The sequence below is a fragment of the Flagellimonas beolgyonensis genome, assembly GCF_003992615.1.
Taxonomy (GTDB): Bacteria; Bacteroidota; Bacteroidia; order Flavobacteriales; family Flavobacteriaceae; genus Flagellimonas; species Flagellimonas beolgyonensis.
On sequence record NZ_RZMY01000006.1, the window covers coordinates 200,391 to 217,989 of the forward strand.

Below are 17,599 nucleotides of genomic sequence, written 5' to 3' on the forward strand. Positions count from 1 at the left end.
TTTTTTGAATTTCAAGATCTATATTTCGGAAAAAAGTCCGAATTCGAAATCAACTGTTCCTCCGAGCATAATGCATTATATTTTTCCAAATCCACAATATATTTCCAAATATGGAAATTTATATAGTGCTTGGTAAACCTTCTTTTGCCCAACATGACCCCGCCGTTTCTGCCTCCAGGACCTCCGCCCATGTTGATACAAACAATCTCTTCATTTTTGAACATTCTTCTGGCCTCGTCCCATAAAATGGCCATTGGACTGTTGTCCCTATATTTATCCACAGTCCAGCCAATTTCACTTTCCACAATTTGATTGGTTTGCACATTTAGCTTACCTGCCATTATCTCATTGTTCTCCGTGTTCACAGCAAACAGAATCTTGGCGTTCACCATTTCATACTCAAATAAGCTTTTTAAATATTCCTTGGAGAAGAAATATTCTTCAGAACCGCCAATCCGCTCCATGTTCCTATAATGTTGCTCTATGAAAAAATCAATTTCTTCATCATTTTCACACTCCCTAACAATTGCGTACTCCTGAAGTCTTCTAATTTTTTTCCTGGTACTTTTACTGTATTGTTCTATTTGCTCCTCCTCACTTTCCAATTGATCAAAATACATGTTTTCTCCTGTACAGACAATTTCGCCCAAACCAGATAATATTGCGTGCTGTCCCTTGATAAACGGGTTTAGTTTGGAAAATATTGATACAATATTATGATCTATCAGGTATTCTTCAAATTCCTTTTTAAAATCAGTATTGTCAAATGTCGATTTCGCAATTTTGGCAACGGGTCCAACCTTTCCGTGGACCGAGGTCAAATCAGAACATTCATCATCAATGCTCCTTTTTAAAAAGGGGAACGCAATCAATGTTCCGTTGTTCTCATAAACAATTAAGATGGGGGCCTCTTCACTTTTCCGATTGTAAAAGTGGTACTTGAATGTATGATAAAAATCGTAGTGTCCTATCCTTAAAAGGACAGAATCCCACTTTTTCTCGTCAAAAACCTCAAAAATCATATGCTTCCCTCCTTTTCCAATAAAAGTCTATCCCTATATTCATCCAATGACTCAATGCCCTCAGACTTGATTTCCGAAGTATTAAAAATCTTTTTTACCGTTAAAAGTAATATCCTCATGTCTTCAAATAGTGAAACATTGTTTACATACGCCACATCCAACTGGAGCCTATTGTCCCAATTCAGGGCATTTCTTCCAGAAACTTGGGCCAGTCCGGTTATTCCGGGTCGTACCAAATGTCGTTTTACTTCTTCCTCAGTGTAATAGTCCAGATACCTTACATGAAGTGGCCTTGGGCCAATAAAACTCATGTCGCCTTTTATTACATTGAACAACTGGGGCAACTCGTCCAATGATGTGGAACGAATAAATCTGCCAAGCTTTGTCAATCGTTCTTCATTGGCCAAAAGTTCTCCATTGGCATCCCTTTTGTCGTTCATGCTCTTAAATTTAAAAACCTTAAAGATTTTGTTCCCTTTACCAACTCGGGATTGGGTGAACAACACCTTTCCATCCATGGTAAGGGCCAAGAGCAATGAAATCACCAAAAAAACAGGCAAAAGAAATACCAGTCCAATCATTGCGGCTAAAAAATCGATTGTTCTTTTGATATATTGCTGGTACATGTTTCCTTATTTCACTGTTAATTGTACATTTCTGACTAACATATACTTATTTAACTCCCAAAAATAATCTGCCATAAAAGTATTGGGTTATTGTCGGGTGTGAATAAAACTTCGAAACTTCCTTTTTCTTGTTGGTCTTTTTTTTCTTCGCTGTCTGTGTTCGTTGATTGATATGTTCTATTGCATGGTCAAAACAATCCAAGCATCCAACTGTCTGCAAAATCTGGTAAGTGTAAAAATTATCGGCTTTGGTAGGCTTGATTCTTTTTTGGACTATCACATTTCCCGTATCTATCCCCGAATCAACAAAATGGACCGTTGATCCGAAGTTTTCCTCATCTTTATTGTATAAGGCCCAATAACCTCCATGCAATCCACGATAACGAGGCGTGATTCCTATATGAAAGTTGATAATTGGACAATCAATATGGGACAAAGTACTCGATGAAAGAATTGACGTGCCGTGGACAATGACTAAATCCGGTGCTTTTTGTTTTAGGTAGTCAAGTGTTCGCTTATCGTTGATATTTTCCACTTCGATGGCCTCTTCATGACCTATGGGATTTTCTATTTTAAACTTTCCAACTATCTCGTTGATTCTGCGTTTACCTACCCGGATTAGCATTGGAATCACCATTTGACAAAATAAAAATTGTTGACAAACCGTAAAGATTCCCATCTTCTTAATCCGGCGTTTAATTCTCTGCCTCCTTATTTTCAACACCTTGTTTGAATTGTCGATGACCACACCAGAAATATCATATTTATCTCTCAGATAGGGATAGGCAATTTTACTTCTTAATGATGTTGATGTTAGTAATACGATTTTCAAAACGCTTCGTTTTTATATTTTCAATTACTTATTTTCTTCCTTCATACTGACATAATCCGCAATCAAATCAGCAATCAACGTCCTTCCCTTGTTATTCCAATGTTGGTCGAAAATTAGGGTTTTGGGCACATTATCGTTATAAAACACTTGGGCATAATCAATGACATCTATATTTTCATCCTTAAGATAATCCAAAAATCTCTGATCGGTGATGCTTCCATCTAAAAGAAAGGCGGTTCTATCTTTATCCAAACCGTAACTATCGATCAAACTTTTAAAGTTATTGATAAAGGTGGTAGACAAGTCGATTTGAGCTTCAGTAGTTTCGGATTTCTTGGTTCTGTTATTTTTAAAAGCCAAAATCTTGGCAACCATCCGTTTAGCGGGGTCGATCAATCCAATATCCTGTACATAGACCAATAGCTTGCTATACTTTAAAAAACCATAGCCTGGAATACGGTTAATGGGTTTATATGCTCCCCTGGTCAAATCATCTTCATACCGAATGGATATCACAATGTAATCGATGGCTTTAAATTCTTGCGAATAACTTTGTATGGTATGCAATTGGTCCGCCAAATCGTTGGCCGAATGACCGTATTCAAATACCTCCACCTTGCCGTTTAGATTGTTCTCCACTTTTTTTCCGATAGAATTATCGTAATCTTGATGGAACCCTTCAATAAAAGAGTCCCCAATCAAAGCGACCTCAACCCCATCCTCCGAAGGCTCGAATTCACGGTATGAGTTGTACCCCGATGAATTAATGTGATATTTTGCAAATACCTGCCGGCGATTGCCGTAAACCGAATACCCTTCTTGGCCTGGCACCCATTTGTTCAGACTATCATTATCCACAAATCGTTCTGGTCTATCATTATAGAGATGAAATGCCCTGACCAATATCTCGAGTACTACTAGCGATATGATGAAGTACAAAAGTATTTTTGAAACCAATTTTACCATTTCCATTAAAATTGAAAGTAAATAAACGACCTATCCATTCCACTATCATAGAACAAAAGTAGCCCAAAGAACAGCATTATATAAACGAACAACCGGACCATCCTGTTTTTGAACGGAACTGGTAATCTTTCGTTCTCATGGATCAGATATTCATAAATGACAAATACAATGAGCAAAACATAAAAATCGATCATCCTATACCCCATGGGGTGCTGGTACGACGCAAATGAAAAATCACCGAACAAACGTAGAATATAGGACAAGGCATCCGATATGGTCTGTGCCCTGAAGAATATCCAAGTTATACTCACCAGAATAAAGGTCAGTACAATTTTCCCAACTTCACCCAACCTGGGGATAAGTGCCTTGGAACCCAATGATTTATTGACATACAAACGATTTTTACCCATTACCAATAAGGGAATAAAAAGCAGCGCGTGTAAAGCGCCCCACGCAATAAAGGTCCAATTGGCACCATGCCAAAACCCGCTGACAACAAAAATGATGAATACATTTCTGATGGTTTTCTGCATGCCATACTTTGATCCACCCAAGGGTATGTAGAGATAATCCCTGAACCAAGTGGAAAGTGAAATGTGCCATCTTCTCCAAAATTCTGCAATGTTCCTTGAAAAATAAGGAAACTTAAAATTGGACATAAGCTCTATTCCAAAAAGTTTTGAAGTACCAATGGCGATATCTGAATAACCTGAAAAATCCCCATAGATCTGGAAGCCAAAAAATATTGCTCCCAAGGCAAGGGTTGAGGATGGGTAATCCGCGGCATTGGTAAAAATATCGTCCACAATGGGAGCCAAGGAATCCGCAATGGCAACTTTTTTGAACAAGCCCCATAACATCAATTTTAGGCCATCGGTTGCTTGGCGATAATCAAAATTTCTTTTTCCTGTGATTTGCGGCAATAGGTTGGATGCCCGCTCAATAGGACCGGCCACCAATTGAGGAAAAAAGCTCACAAAAGCAGCAAAGGCCACAAAATCCTTGGTAGGTTTCAATTGTCCCTTGTAAATATCAAGAGAATATGACAGTGTTTGGAAAGTATAAAATGAAATACCTACTGGCAGGATAATATTGAGGGTCCAAACATTATCTATGTGGTGCCCGAAAAAGGAAAAGGCTTCAACAAAGGAATCAACAAAAAAGTTGTAGTACTTAAAGAAGCCCAGAAGACCCAGATTACAGATTAAACTTATCCAAAGATATACACGTTTTCTATGCCGATCGGTACTTTTGGCCATTCCAAGCCCAACTGCATAATCCACCACAGTTGAAAAAAGAATCAGGGATAGAAATCGATAATCCCACCAGCCGTAAAAAACATAACTGGCTACCAATAGCAAAAGATTTTGGAGTTTAAGGGACCTTTTGTTCAGAAACCAATAGGCAACATATACTATTGGCAAGAAAATAAAAAACTCCAACGAGTTGAACAACATAGACTTATAATAATAGTTATTTGGATAAAACGTAATTTCCGATGACGAGGGCATCGAGTCCGGTCGACCAGAAACACCTTATGGCATCCTTCGGGGACTCCACAACTGGCTCACCCTGAATGTTAAAGCTCGTATTCAGTACAACGGGCACTCCGGTCTTTGATCCAAGTTTTTCAATTACTTCATAATATCTGGGGTGTAGTTCTTTTCGGACCGTTTGCAATCGTGCACTTCCATCTACGTGTGTAACGGCAGGAATAACGCTTTGTTTTTCTTCAAGCACATTGCACACCTTTAGCATAAACGGCGCCTCAACCTCAAGATCAAAAAAATCATCCTTGGCCTCCACAATTGCTGAAGGAGCAAAAGGCCTATAGGCCTCCCTAAACTTCACTTCTGCATTTATCTTATCTTTCATATCAGGAAAAGCAGGGTTTGCCAATATGCTCCTGCTTCCCAAGGCTCTAGGCCCTACTTCCATTTTTCCTTGAAACCATCCAATTATTTTTCCGTGCTGTAAAAGCTCTGCTGCCTTATCACAAATATCCTCCACATACTCATATTTCAATTTGGCACCATCTAAAACAGCTTTTATTTCTTCGTTGGTATATGATGTTCCTAAATAAGGATTGTCATGAACAAAATTTCTTGGATTGTTCAATATCCCATTATACACGTAATATGCAGCTCCAAGAGCAGTTCCATTATCACCTGCCGCCGGCATTACGTAAACATCCTTGAACTTGCTTTCTCGAACAATCCTTCCATTCATTACACTATTAAGGGATACACCACCAGCAATGACTAAGTAATCCTCCTTCGTTTGTTCATATAAGATATCGCAAATTTCCAGAACCTTGTTTTCCAAGACCCTCTGAAAAGCTGCCGCAACATCTTGATGCCTTTGTGTAAACTTCTCATCCGGTTTACGGGCGGGTCCAAAAATCTCCTCAAATTTATCGGAGTACCTTTTGGTAGCTAAATATTGAAAGTTAAAATAGCTCAAGTCCAACTCAAACCTTCCCTTGGAATCCACACTGATTATCTTGTTAACTTCATCCAAATAAGTGTCAGGATTTCCCATAGGCGCCAATCCCATGGTTTTGCCTTCATCATAATTGGGCTTGAATCCACAAAATTGGGTAACAGCTTCATAAAATGAACCCAAGGAGTGTGGAAAAAAATTCTCGCTAATTTTAGTAATCTGATTATCCTTTCCGTGTCCTATCCAAGTAGTGGCCCATTCACCCGAACCGTCTATGCCCAATAAGGCAGCACTTTTATAGGGCGAAATTAAAAATGAACCGGCAACATGGGTCAAATGATGTTCAATAAAATAAACCTTTGGTTTTTTGTTGCTTTTTCTCCAGTTCTCATTATACCAAGCCCAAAAGTTTCGTTGCATCAAATAAGTATGTCCCACATGATGACCAACAAAACGCATCAAATTTTTGGATTTGAGTAATCCCAAAAAATAGGAAAGCACATAAATCACTTTATTGAACCAATTGTGCTTCGGTTTAATGGAAACAGCAATATAATCTACATCCTCAAAGGATAAACCTGCATCTTTTAAACATCTTTGGGCAGATAGTTTGGGAAATTCCCTTGTGTGCTTGTCCCTGTTTAAACGTTCCTCCTCAATTGCGGATTTAAGTTGACCATTCTCTACAATACATGCAGAGGAGTCATGGAAAAAATAATTTAATCCAAGTATGACCATGTTATCATCAATTTGTTTAAGGGGGACTGCTTTTAGGTTTTGGTTGTTTGATCGTTGAAAATAAACCCTTAATTCTTTATTATTCCAGATACTCGTTAAAAATGACTTTTTATCGATAAGGGACTTGCATTTAGTATTGCTCAATTACAAACTCTGACCTTCTGTTCTGGGCGTGTTTGTCCTCTGTACAATAAATCCCATCCTTACATTCGTTTACCAATCTGGTTTCACCAAATGCTTCATGGTTTATCCTATCCTCAGAAATCCCTTTGGAAAGTACATATTCCACAGTTCTTTCAGCCCTTCGCTCCGATAACCATTGGTTGTATTTTTCTGCCCCCCTGGAGTCCGTATGGGCCGTGACCTTAATCATAAGGCTGGGCTCACTTTCCATAATGGCAACTAACTCATCTAACAATTCTTTGTCCTGATTTGTTAAGTAGGAAGAATTCAACTTAAAGTACACATTGCCCAAATTACTGATCTGGGTCTGGAGTTTTGCACGACGGGCTTCTTCCGCATCTTTCTTGGCTTTTTCGGCAGCTGCCATTTCAACGGCTTCTTTTTCTTTTTGTAGGCGCTCGGCCAATAATCGGGCCTCCTCTTCAGCCTTTGCAATGGAATCCTGATTACGCTGTTGCTCCTTTTCCATTTCTTGCAACAAGGCCAGTTTTTCCTGTCCCTTTCTAGAAAGTCCTTTTTCTACCTCGAACCTATAGGCTACACCGAGGGCGTGCTGTATGTGATTGGATGCATTTTCGGTATCCATGGCCCATTTACCGGTAGAACTCAAATCCAATCCCCAATGGTCGGAAAACCATGTTCTGAAACCAATAATGGCATTGTAGGTTCCCCTGCCTTGATTATTGGCATCGGTATAGCCTGCTCCAATTCCAATATAAGGATCAAAGAATCCTGTTTCGCCCAGAATCATATTCAAATCATAGCTTACCCTAAAATCAAGTGCCCAATAATCAATATCTTCTGGGTTTACGTTGCCATCAATTATTTTGCCTTCTTTGTATTTGTTGTAACTACCTATGGCTTCCAATCCAAGACCGTTTTTGAAATAACGGCCCACACTCACCCTTGATGGATAAGGTACCATGTTCCAACCTTCGCTCAGATCAAAAAGCTCGCCGAACTCATCACCGGAATCATCCACAATGTTGGTTCCGAGGGTTACCAACCAGTAGCTTTGCACGATACTGTCTTTTTTGGTCATTTCCACCTCCTGGGCGAAAACGGATGTCGATAAAATAACTGTGATTGCCAATAAGGCGAGTCTTGAAATTTTCATGGTATTCGATTTGAGGATTTCGACTACAAAGTTATTTCAACCTTTTTAAAAGCTAAACTTTGCACTTTCAAGTGCGATATTATTCGACAAGTAGCAACAGGAAAAATTACAAACCTATTCTTCAATGGGTTGGAAAGAAACCGAGGTATCGATAATCGGCAATTTGTATAGATAAAAGGGATAGGTGGTCGATCCGGACAATTCTGTTTTGGCTGATTTCACCTCTTTGGATTCCACCGCAATCACCGTCTCATCATCCGACTCTTTAAGTACGGACAGTAGTAAATTCCTTTGCGTTTTTTGCTCACCCAAGCAGACCAGAACCACCATATCTTTTGAAAAATCCACGTCGGGAACGGGAAGACCCGGTTTTCGTGTTTTGTTGATTTCCGTATAAATTTTCCGCAACGATTTTACATCTCGGACCACTTGCGTATCAAAAGAAAGAAAGGGGCCCATTTCCTGATGTTCAATCAATTCCAAGCCATCAATTTCCTTTCCCATAGGTTTAATTTCCTTTTGTGCCCTGCAAGAGGATAAGGTTACCAAAACGATCAAAAAAAACCATTTCATCATCAAAAAGTATTCTTAAACCTGGATTTGTACGCCTTATCATAAATTTCTTCGTACATGGGCAATATATGTACAATATCGAACTTGGATGCTACCTTGAACGCATTTTCCTTGAACTTCTCCAAAATCGCATCGTCCCTCAAGATTTCGATGGCCTTTCGCGCCATGGTTTCCACATCACCAACCGGAGCCATATAGCCCGATACTCCATCAATGTTCACTTCAGGAATGCCACCCGTGTTACTGGAGATAACGGCCACCTTATTGATCATGGCTTCCAATGCGGCCAATCCGAAGCTTTCCGTTTCCGATGGCAACAAAAAGAGATCGGAAAAACAAAGGATGCGGTCAATTTCGGTACTGTTCCCCAAAAACAATACTTTATCCTTCAAGCCCAGGTCATCACACAATTGTTCAGCTTTTTCCTTTTCCGGACCTTCACCGACCATAACCAATTTTGCCGGGACTTCCTTCTGGATTTGGTGAAATACCTTGATCACATCGGGAATCCGTTTTACCTTCCTAAAATTGGAGATATGGGTTATAATCCGCTCCTCCGGTTTTGCCATCATAGATCGTTGGCAGTCCGTATACACGTTTCGGTATTTGGAGATTTCAATAAAATTGGGAATTACCTCAATTTCTTTTTCAATATCGAAAAGTTCCAGAGTACTTTGTTTCAATGCCTCCGAAACCGATGTAACAACATCCGATTTATTGATACTGAAGGTAACCGCAGGTTTATAAAAGGGGTGTTTGCCCACCAAAGTGATGTCCGTTCCGTGTAAGGTGGTGATCATTGGAATGAAAATCCCGGACTCTTGCAACATCTTTTTGGCCATGTACCCGGCATAAGCATGGGGAATGGCATAGTGCACATGAAGCACCTCTATATCGTAAAGTTTGACGGTATCCACCAATTTACTGGAAAGCGCAAGCTCATAAGGCTGATAATGGAACAACGGATATTCGGGAACGTGAACCTCATGAAAATGAATGTTGTTGCCCAACAACTCCAACCGAACCGGCTGCCGATAGGTAATAAAGTGGACCTCATGTCCCCTGCCCGCAAGGGCTATACCCAATTCTGTGGCCACAACACCACTACCTCCAAAGGTTGGGTAACATACAATTGCAATCTTCATAAAAACAAATCTAAGGCAATATTCAATGCCTACCGTATAATGGAATCATAAATTGCCTGTTGGATCCGTGTTCGTAAACCGGACTTGATCAACAGGTTATTTGTGGCTGACGGATAAGTTCTATTGGATAGAAATACATACACAATTTCTTCATCCGGGTCGGCCCAGGTAAATGTTCCTGTAAAACCACTGTGCCCAAAACTCTTTCTCGAAACACAGCCACAGGTCGGTCCTGTATCCTCCAACTGTGGTTTATCAAATCCCACGCCCCTACGCACATTATTATTACAAAAATAGCAGGTATTGAATTTTCGGATGGTGCGTTCATTCAAAAAACGCTCTCCCCCGTAATAGCCTCCCTGCAAATACATTTGCATGATCTTTGCCACTTCATTGGCCGTACTGAACAGTCCGGCATGGCCTCCTACTCCACCTTGCATGGCCGCTCCCATATCATGCACATAGCCCTGAACGGTCTGGTATCGATAATAGTCGTCCTCCTCAGTCGGAACTATCTCATCCTTGTCAAATTTTCTTAATGGATTATACAATGTTCGCTGCAGTCCCATAGGTATAAAAAGGAATTCATCAATCAAAACGTCAATGGATTTTTGATAGGTGCTCTCTATATATTCCTTGAAAACGTAATAGCCCACATCGCTGTACCGATAACGGTTCGATTTTAAACTTTGCCGGCCAATACGATTGTATATGGAATCCTTATACGAACGGGTGAGATACAATTGCTCTGCTACCTTATACGGAAATGCTTCCGAAGGATTGTTTCTATAAAATTCGTTTGACGGCTTTCTATCTTTGTTCAAGGTGTCCAAGTAAAAAGCGATCCAAGAGGGTAATCTGCCATAATGGGACAGTGCTTTTAACACGGTTACATCCTTTAACTCCGTATCGGCATATTCTGGTATCAAATCCTTGAAGGTATCGTTCAAACTGATCCTGCCCTCTTCCTCCATCTTCATGATCATAGGCAGTGTTGACAATATCTTTGTCAACGACGCCAAATCGTAAATGGACGAATCTGTGATTTGCTTGTTTGAATCATAGGTGGGCTTTCCAAAGTTTTTGTCATAGATGACCTTGCCTCTTCTGGCCACCAAAACCTGTGCCCCGGGAAACATCAAGGAATCAAGCCCATCCTGTACCAAAGAATCCACCGCGGCCAAAAGCATTGAACTCATTCCCACCCTTTCCGGAATGCTATAGCCCAAACGTTGAATGGGCTTTAAGGCAATACCTGTTCCTACGGGAAACTCGGCATGGGCGGAAACAGGTAGCTTACCGCTAGCGCCAATGGCCCCAAAAATCAATTCCGCCGCCTTTTCTTGGGCAATGTCACTGTTTTGGTAAGCCATGACCACACCGTCAATGGCATCAAAATTTGCCACATCCAAAAGCGCATAGGGCTTGGCAAATACCGTTAAAATGGTATTGCTCGTCCGTAAACGCGCAATCTCCTCCAACCAATACAATTCCGTCTGCGTGAATTTAAAGTCCTTCCAAGGGCTGGTTTTGTCCTTATGGAACCCAATAATGACCAGGTTAAAATTCGCCAATTGGTCCCGATAGCCTGCAATATCCTTTGCACTGATCGGCGTGACTTCGGCATATTTGTTCAATGTTTTTATAAATGCGTCCCCAGGTGCATCCCCAAAATGCACGTAGGCCATTTTTTTGATGTCCAGCTTTTTGATGGGCATGAGCGCAAAATTGTTTTTTACAACGGTAAGCGCTCCCTCCATCGCTGCTTCATGGATAACCTCGTTTTCAATGGAATTTAGGTCTTCATACAAGTTTTCAAGGGGTACGGGTTGATAATTGTTCAACCCTGCCTTGTACTTAGCCATCAATATTTTCTTTACGGAAAACGCCAAGCGTTCCTCGGATATGATTCCTGAATTATAGGCCTCCATCAATTTTTCATTGGCCTTGGCCACGTTCTGGGGCATCAACAGCAAATCATTACCGGCCAAAAATGCTTCCAGTTCCACCTCTCCTTCTGGCACAAATTCGGATACCGCTTTCATATTAAGGGCATCCGTAACTACCAACCCCTTAAATCCCAATTCGTTTTGAAGCAAATCGGTTACTATCGACCTGGACAACGTAGATGGATAACCTTCCCTGCTTTCCAAACTGGGCACATTCAGATGGGCTACCATCACAGAACTCAAACCGTGTGCAATAGCTTTTTTAAAAGGTAATAGCTCAATGGAATCCAATTCTTCCTTAAACCCTTCTATTACCGGTAAAGCCTTGTGTGAATCTGTCGCCGTATTGCCATGTCCGGGAAAATGTTTGCCACTGGACATGACTCCCTCAGCTTCCATTCCCGTTAAAAAAGCAATACCATTTTTGGCGACCTTTTTGGGATCTTCTCCAAAGGAACGGTTTCCGATTATCGGATTTCTGGGATTGTTGTTCACATCCAGATCGGGAGCAAAATTGATATGCACCCCCAATCGTTTGGCATGCTTCCCTATTTGGTTTCCAATGTTCCGGACCAGATTGCTATCCTGTATGGCACCCAAGGTCATGTTCCAGGGAAAGGCATAGGTTGAATCCAAACGCATGGCCAAGCCCCATTCGGCATCCGTTCCAATCAACAAGGGAATTTTGGCTTCCGATTGAAAACTATTGGTCATTTGGGCCTGTTTTACCGGGCTACCCGATAAAAATATGACCCCGCCCAAACCTTGCTCCCGAACCAAGGTTTTAATTTTATCACTTGCGGATTTATCCTGGTTTGAGGCTATACTTACCATAAACAACTGGCCGATGCGTTCCTGCAACGACATGTTGTTGTACTGGTTTTCCACCCATGCCATTTGGGCCACAGAATCCTTGACAATCAATGGATTGTTTTGACCAAATGTTTGTAAACCAATGAAAATTAAAAGGGAAAAATAGAGGTTTATCCGCATAAATATCTTGTCTAGGACATGAACTTTATAGGGATAAAAATATTGCATTTCATCGAAGAATGCACGGAAATTAAGATAAATTAAGCATCTTCCTAGACAAAACGCGAGTGCCAACTTTCACTTGCAGGCACTTCCCAACTGTCTAAATATTCCTGCTTGGTCGTGACCAAGTTGTTGAAAACTATGGTATTGGGAGAAACAGCCTTCTCTTTCGCCATTTTTTTGAAATCCTGTAACGACTTGTAGGCCACATATTCTCCCTGTTTAAAGGATACGTTCATGCGATCCAAAAGTTCCACTTGGAACCTTTGCTCCAAACCTTGGATAAAATGTACAGAGGCATCTATAGAACAACCTGATGCACTGGCATTGCTTTGGTCTAAGCCAATGACAATGAATCGATTGTATTTAATCTCGAATCCGGCATGTAAATCGCTCCCATGGGCGGTCCATTGCTTTAAGAACTCGGTCAGGCTTTGCTCCAATTCCTGCAACTCACCTTCGGAGAAACCCCTATTGGACTGATAGATCCAGATTCGACTGTGATCGGGCAATTCGTTAAAATCAACTAACATATTAAAGTGAGTTTGCTAAAAGTTCGGCTACATCCAAAACGGTGACACTGTCTTCCCTTTCATGGGCCTTAATGCCGTCAGTCATCATGGTATTGCAATAGGGACAACCCGTTGCAATAATATTCGCATTGGTTTCCAAAGCATCTTTGGTGCGCAGTACGTTAATGTCCATATTCCCTTTTTCAGGTTCTTTGAACATTTGGGCTCCTCCTGCCCCACAACATAATGCATTGGTCCTGTGCCGTTTCATTTCCACCAATTCGGCGTTGGTTTTGGCCAGTACTTCCCTTGGGGCATCATAAACCGTATTGGCCCTTCCCAAATAACAGGGATCATGAAAGGTGATGCGTTTTCCTTTATAGGTTTCCCCTTGAAAGGTCAATCGGCCCGCGTCCATGAGTTCCTTTAGATATTGGGTATGGTGAAGTACATCGTAATTCCCTCCCAAATTTGGATATTCATTTTTGAGCGTGTTGAAAGAGTGTGGGTCACAGGTAACGATTCGTTTTATTTCATAGCCATTCAGCAATTCAATGTTCATCATGGCCTGCATTTGAAACAAGAATTCGTTGCCCGCCCTTTTGGCCACATCTCCCGTAGAACTTTCTTCCGAGCCCAAAACGGCAAAATCCACATTGGCCTTGTTCAATAATTTCACAAAAGCCCTTGAAATCTTTTTGGCACGATCATCATAACTTCCGGCCGAACCAACCCAAAACAAAATTTCCGGTTGCTTCCCTTCCGCCATAAACTCTTGCATGGTTTTCACCTTCAATTGTTCGCTCATTGTTTTAGATTTATTCGTTGACCCAGTTTAAACGGTCCATTTGATTGTATGGCCAAGGGGCTCCGTTATTTTCTATGTTAGACATCATGTTGTTCAATTCCATCGGGGCAGCGGATTGCTCCATGACCAAGAACCTACGCATTTCGATAATGATGGACAAGGGGTCTATGCTTACGGGACACGCTTGTACACAGGCATTACAGGTAGTACAGGCCCAAAGTTCTTCCCTACTGATATAATCGTCGAGCAATTGCTTGCCATCCGGTACAAATTCTCCTTTATTGGCATCCATGTTTTTACCCACCTCTTCCAAGCGATCGCGGGTATCCATCATGATCTTACGGGGCGATAATTTCTTTCCGGTCAGGTTGGCCGGACATTCCGAGGTACAACGACCACATTCCGTACAGGTGTAGGCATTCAATAGTTGCACCCAATTCAAATCCATTACATCGGAAGCGCCAAATTTTTCTGGAACGGCTGTCTCAGTGCCTTCAGGAGGTGCCGCAAATGGATCGGCGTTCGGGTCCATCATCAGTTTGACCTCATTGGTAACCGATTCCAAATTGTTGAGTGCACCCTTGGGCTTCACTTTGCCGTAATAGGTATTCGGAAAAGCCAACAAGATGTGCAAATGTTTGGAATAGTAGAGATAGTTCAAAAAGGCCAAGATGCCCAAAATATGCAACCACCAAGCTGTTCGTTCAATGAAAATCAATGTTGAAGCGGACAAACCGTCCAACAATGGCATTATAAACTGACTAATGGGAAAACTTCCTGCTTGCACATAATGTTCCGCACCCAATTGCTGTAATTGGGAATCTGCTGCGTTCATGGTCAAGAACAAGGTCATCAACACCAATTCGATGTATAAGATCATGTTCCCATCCTTTTTGGGCCATCCTTCCATTTCGGGCTTGATAAACCGTTGCAATCGTATAATGTTTCGTCTGATCCAAAAGACCACAACGGCAACAATTACCAAAAAAGCCAACACTTCGAAAGAGCCGATCAGGAAATTGTAAATGGAACCCAGGGAAGCAAACAAGCGATGCGTTCCAAACAAACCATCCAAAATAATTTCCAACACCTCAATATTGATGATGATAAAGCCGACATACACGATAATGTGCATGAATCCCGCAACGGGTCGCACGACCATTTTGGACTGGCCAAGTGCAATCCTCACCATATTTCTCCAACGTTGGGATTTGTTATCACTAACATCCACATTCTTACCCAACTTAATGTTGCGCGACAGTTTTTTTACATTGCGAACAAAAAACCCAATGCCCACAAAAAGGGCAATGGCGAATAGGATATTTGGCACGTATTCCATCTATTGATTTTGATTTTGTTCTGCGGGATCATTTTCGGGCAGGGTATAGTCCTTTTGCTTTTTACCGAAAACCGACACATTAACGTAGCGTTTTGGATTTAGCCTGAAATCTTGCAACAACAGGTCCAGTTCCCTAGACGCCTCCGCCAAGTTATTGTAGAGGGCATCATCTTTATGCAATTTGCCCAAAGACCCTTCCCCTTTTTCAATTTTTTCGAGTATGCCATTCAATTTAACAACCGTGGATTGAAAACTGGCCAATGTACCCGATAAATCCGCGTTGACCAACGAATCGGAAAGTTGGGCAAAGTTCGACGTTATGGTGCTCACATTCTTTAAGGAACTATCCAATTGTTGCTTGTTGTTCTCCATAAGCACGTTCAAGTTATCGGCACTGCCTTTAAAGGATTTCACCAACTGATTCAAAGCAACAATGGTTTCCTTGAGTTGCCTTTTAGTGGGGTCGTCGAGAATTTCATTTACGTTCATTAAGAGGGAATCGGCATTGGATACCGCTCCTTCCACCTTCATTTGCAAAGGGGTAAGTTTTTGTTGCACCAATTCGGTGATTCCTGGTTTAACCTTGGACTGTAGGGTATCACCCGATTTGGCCATTTCGGCCTGGTCGAAAACCGGAATGATCTGGATGCCCTTTCCTCCTATGATACCTGTGTCGAAAAGTTCTGCAACGCTGTTTTTTGAAAAATCGAATTCATTGCTTACTGAAAATGTGACCACCAATTTACCCGAGCTATCCTTAAAATTGATGCTGGTCACGTTTCCCACATTATATCCATTGATAGATACCTGGGTTCCTGATTGAAGGCCTCCAACATTGTCGTATATGGCATAAAATGTTTTGCTGTTATCAAAGAGTGGTGAAGATTTGAGATAACTGAGCCCAAAAATAAAGGCAACAATTCCCGCCACAATGATAATCCCGGTTTTGGCTTCCCTGGTTAGTTTCAATAGATTCGGTTTATGGTTTAAACAAAATTAGGAATATTTTTCACAAGACGACCCATGTTGAACAGATCTACTTGAGCGCCTCGGAAATGGGTATACGGATTCCGTTCTTGTATGCTACGATGTATGATGTGGTATAGCCTTTTGCATCGGCTTGGGCCTTCAGTTTTTCAGCTTCAGCCATGGAGCTTGTGTTACCGAACATATATCGGTACAAATTTTTGTATGGTTCCTTGGACAGGTTGTCCAAGCCTTTGAAATTTTCACTTTTCAAAGCAATGTTCTTGGCACTTGCCATGATCTGTACCTTGAAGGTCACATCGGATTTGTTGGAAGCAGCGTCAGTTACAACGGTTTTTGATTCCTCTTTTGGTGCACTAACGACTTCTTTCTTTGTAACAACCTCCTCTTTTTTGATATCGTCGGGTACGCTCACGGGCACCTCAGCATCTTCAATTTTGGCTATTTCCTCAGATGGGGCAATGCCAAGGGTTATTTCCTTTTTATAATCCAAAATGGCAGATGCGATGGCCTTGCCCATTTCGTTTTGTCCTTTTTTAGAATGCAGATAACTGCCTTCATTCTTGTTGGTCAAAAAACCCGTTTCCACCAAAACACTGGGCATGAATGTCTGGTGCAAAACGATGAAACCTGCCTGTTTTACCTTTCTATCTTTCCGCTTAAGGGATTTGGTGAAATTATCCTGAAGCTTTTTCCCCAACTGAATGCTTTGATCCAAAAACTCTTCCTGCATAATGGTAAGCCCAATAACGGACTCCGGGGAATTGATATCGTATTCCGCATATTTTTGCTCATAATCATCCTCGAGATAGATTACGGAGTTCTCCTTTTTGGCCACCTCAAAATTTTGGCGGTTGGCATGGAGTCCGAGCACATAGGTCTCTGTTCCGTATGCATCGGAATTGTGTGCATTGCAGTGCACCGAAACAAAAAGGTCGGCGTTGGCTTGGTTGGCAATCTGTCCCCTCTCGAACAAATCCACAAACGTATCATCATTACGGGTATACACCACTTTTATATCGGATTGCTTGGACAATTCTTCTCCAATTTTCAACACAATGGCCAAAGCAATTTCCTTTTCCAAATACCCATTGCCGATGTTCCCGGGGTCATGCCCACCATGGCCCGCATCGAGAACAACAATAAACTTATCTTTCGGCGGCAAATTGTCATCAGGCCCGTCAAAAGAAGTCATCGTTAAAAAAATGAGGCTGAAAACTAAAAATGCTATCCGACTTTTATTCATAAGAACTGAGTAATTATAGTGTTCCGTTTAGGTTAAAAATATCGTAATCCGCCATAAGTAGAACAAAAAATATATGTAA

At 41.3% G+C, this 17,599-nt stretch carries 15 protein-coding genes; all 15 read right to left on the reverse strand.

Features of this window, described 5'->3' with window-relative positions:
- Window positions 1–11: 11 nt before the first annotated feature.
- Window positions 12–1,022, reverse strand: coding sequence for a hypothetical protein (locus EO131_RS04570; protein ID WP_127019360.1), 1,011 nt, complete (start codon window positions 1,020–1,022; stop codon window positions 12–14).
- A complete protein-coding gene (locus EO131_RS04575; RefSeq protein ID WP_127019362.1) occupies window positions 1,019–1,648 on the reverse strand; it encodes a sugar transferase in 630 nt (209 codons plus the stop codon). The genes EO131_RS04570 and EO131_RS04575 overlap by 4 nt, the downstream gene beginning before the upstream one ends.
- Window positions 1,649–1,694: 46 nt before the next feature.
- Complete coding sequence (locus tag EO131_RS04580; RefSeq protein ID WP_206512842.1) at window positions 1,695–2,480, reverse strand: formyl transferase; 786 nt, start codon at window positions 2,478–2,480, stop codon at window positions 1,695–1,697.
- A gap of 24 nt (window positions 2,481–2,504) precedes the next feature.
- Window positions 2,505–3,446: an SGNH/GDSL hydrolase family protein gene (locus EO131_RS04585; protein ID WP_127019364.1), complete on the reverse strand. Its 942-nt coding sequence runs from the start codon at window positions 3,444–3,446 to the stop codon at window positions 2,505–2,507.
- Window positions 3,447–3,451: 5 nt separating this feature from the next.
- The gene (locus EO131_RS04590) at window positions 3,452–4,903 is read right to left on the reverse strand and encodes an MBOAT family O-acyltransferase (RefSeq protein WP_127019366.1); all 1,452 of its coding nucleotides are present in this window, start codon (window positions 4,901–4,903) and stop codon (window positions 3,452–3,454) included.
- A gap of 16 nt (window positions 4,904–4,919) precedes the next feature.
- Window positions 4,920–6,626 (reverse strand): carbamoyltransferase family protein, encoded by a 1,707-nt coding sequence (locus EO131_RS04595; protein ID WP_127019368.1) that lies wholly within the window; start codon window positions 6,624–6,626, stop codon window positions 4,920–4,922.
- Between the two features lie 130 nt (window positions 6,627–6,756).
- Window positions 6,757–7,926, reverse strand: a complete 1,170-nt coding sequence (locus tag EO131_RS04600) for an OmpA family protein (protein WP_127019370.1) — start codon at window positions 7,924–7,926, stop codon at window positions 6,757–6,759.
- Window positions 7,927–8,040: 114 nt separating this feature from the next.
- Entirely contained in the window at window positions 8,041–8,502 is a 462-nt protein-coding gene (locus EO131_RS04605) for a hypothetical protein (RefSeq protein WP_127019372.1), read from the reverse strand.
- Window positions 8,502–9,644 (reverse strand): N-acetyl-alpha-D-glucosaminyl L-malate synthase BshA, encoded by a 1,143-nt coding sequence (gene bshA / locus EO131_RS04610; RefSeq protein ID WP_127019374.1) that lies wholly within the window; start codon window positions 9,642–9,644, stop codon window positions 8,502–8,504. Before bshA ends, EO131_RS04605 begins: the two co-directional genes overlap by 1 nt.
- Window positions 9,645–9,673: 29 nt before the next feature.
- Window positions 9,674–12,586 (reverse strand): glycoside hydrolase family 3 N-terminal domain-containing protein, encoded by a 2,913-nt coding sequence (locus EO131_RS04615; RefSeq protein WP_127019376.1) that lies wholly within the window; start codon window positions 12,584–12,586, stop codon window positions 9,674–9,676.
- Window positions 12,587–12,678: 92 nt separating this feature from the next.
- Window positions 12,679–13,161, reverse strand: a complete 483-nt coding sequence (locus EO131_RS04620) for an ABC transporter ATPase (protein ID WP_127019378.1) — start codon at window positions 13,159–13,161, stop codon at window positions 12,679–12,681.
- A gap of 1 nt (window position 13,162) precedes the next feature.
- Window positions 13,163–13,948 carry a (Fe-S)-binding protein gene (locus EO131_RS04625; RefSeq protein WP_127019380.1) on the reverse strand — a complete coding sequence of 262 codons (786 nt, stop codon included), beginning with the start codon at window positions 13,946–13,948 and terminating at the stop codon, window positions 13,163–13,165.
- Window positions 13,949–13,958: 10 nt separating this feature from the next.
- On the reverse strand, window positions 13,959–15,287 hold the full coding sequence (locus EO131_RS04630) for a 4Fe-4S dicluster domain-containing protein (RefSeq protein ID WP_127019382.1): 1,329 nt from the start codon (window positions 15,285–15,287) through the stop codon (window positions 13,959–13,961).
- Window positions 15,288–16,256, reverse strand: coding sequence for an MlaD family protein (locus EO131_RS04635; RefSeq protein ID WP_127019384.1), 969 nt, complete (start codon window positions 16,254–16,256; stop codon window positions 15,288–15,290). It lies immediately after the preceding gene.
- Between the two features lie 67 nt (window positions 16,257–16,323).
- Window positions 16,324–17,520, reverse strand: coding sequence for an N-acetylmuramoyl-L-alanine amidase family protein (locus EO131_RS04640; RefSeq protein WP_127019386.1), 1,197 nt, complete (start codon window positions 17,518–17,520; stop codon window positions 16,324–16,326).
- Window positions 17,521–17,599 lie beyond the last annotated feature (79 nt).

Coding starts and splice junctions, on each gene's coding strand:
- EO131_RS04570 (WP_127019360.1), bottom strand. CDS start 1,022: ATGATTTTTGAGGTTTTTGACGAGAAAAAGTGGGATTCTGTCCTTTTA.
- EO131_RS04575 (WP_127019362.1), bottom strand. CDS start 1,648: ATGTACCAGCAATATATCAAAAGAACAATCGATTTTTTAGCCGCAATG.
- EO131_RS04585 (WP_127019364.1), bottom strand. CDS start 3,446: ATGGTAAAATTGGTTTCAAAAATACTTTTGTACTTCATCATATCGCTA.
- EO131_RS04590 (WP_127019366.1), bottom strand. CDS start 4,903: ATGTTGTTCAACTCGTTGGAGTTTTTTATTTTCTTGCCAATAGTATAT.
- EO131_RS04595 (WP_127019368.1), bottom strand. CDS start 6,626: ATGGTCATACTTGGATTAAATTATTTTTTCCATGACTCCTCTGCATGT.
- EO131_RS04600 (WP_127019370.1), bottom strand. CDS start 7,926: ATGAAAATTTCAAGACTCGCCTTATTGGCAATCACAGTTATTTTATCG.
- EO131_RS04605 (WP_127019372.1), bottom strand. CDS start 8,502: ATGATGAAATGGTTTTTTTTGATCGTTTTGGTAACCTTATCCTCTTGC.
- bshA (WP_127019374.1), bottom strand. CDS start 9,644: ATGAAGATTGCAATTGTATGTTACCCAACCTTTGGAGGTAGTGGTGTT.
- EO131_RS04615 (WP_127019376.1), bottom strand. CDS start 12,586: ATGCGGATAAACCTCTATTTTTCCCTTTTAATTTTCATTGGTTTACAA.
- EO131_RS04620 (WP_127019378.1), bottom strand. CDS start 13,161: ATGTTAGTTGATTTTAACGAATTGCCCGATCACAGTCGAATCTGGATC.
- EO131_RS04625 (WP_127019380.1), bottom strand. CDS start 13,948: ATGAGCGAACAATTGAAGGTGAAAACCATGCAAGAGTTTATGGCGGAA.
- EO131_RS04630 (WP_127019382.1), bottom strand. CDS start 15,287: ATGGAATACGTGCCAAATATCCTATTCGCCATTGCCCTTTTTGTGGGC.
- EO131_RS04640 (WP_127019386.1), bottom strand. CDS start 17,520: ATGAATAAAAGTCGGATAGCATTTTTAGTTTTCAGCCTCATTTTTTTA.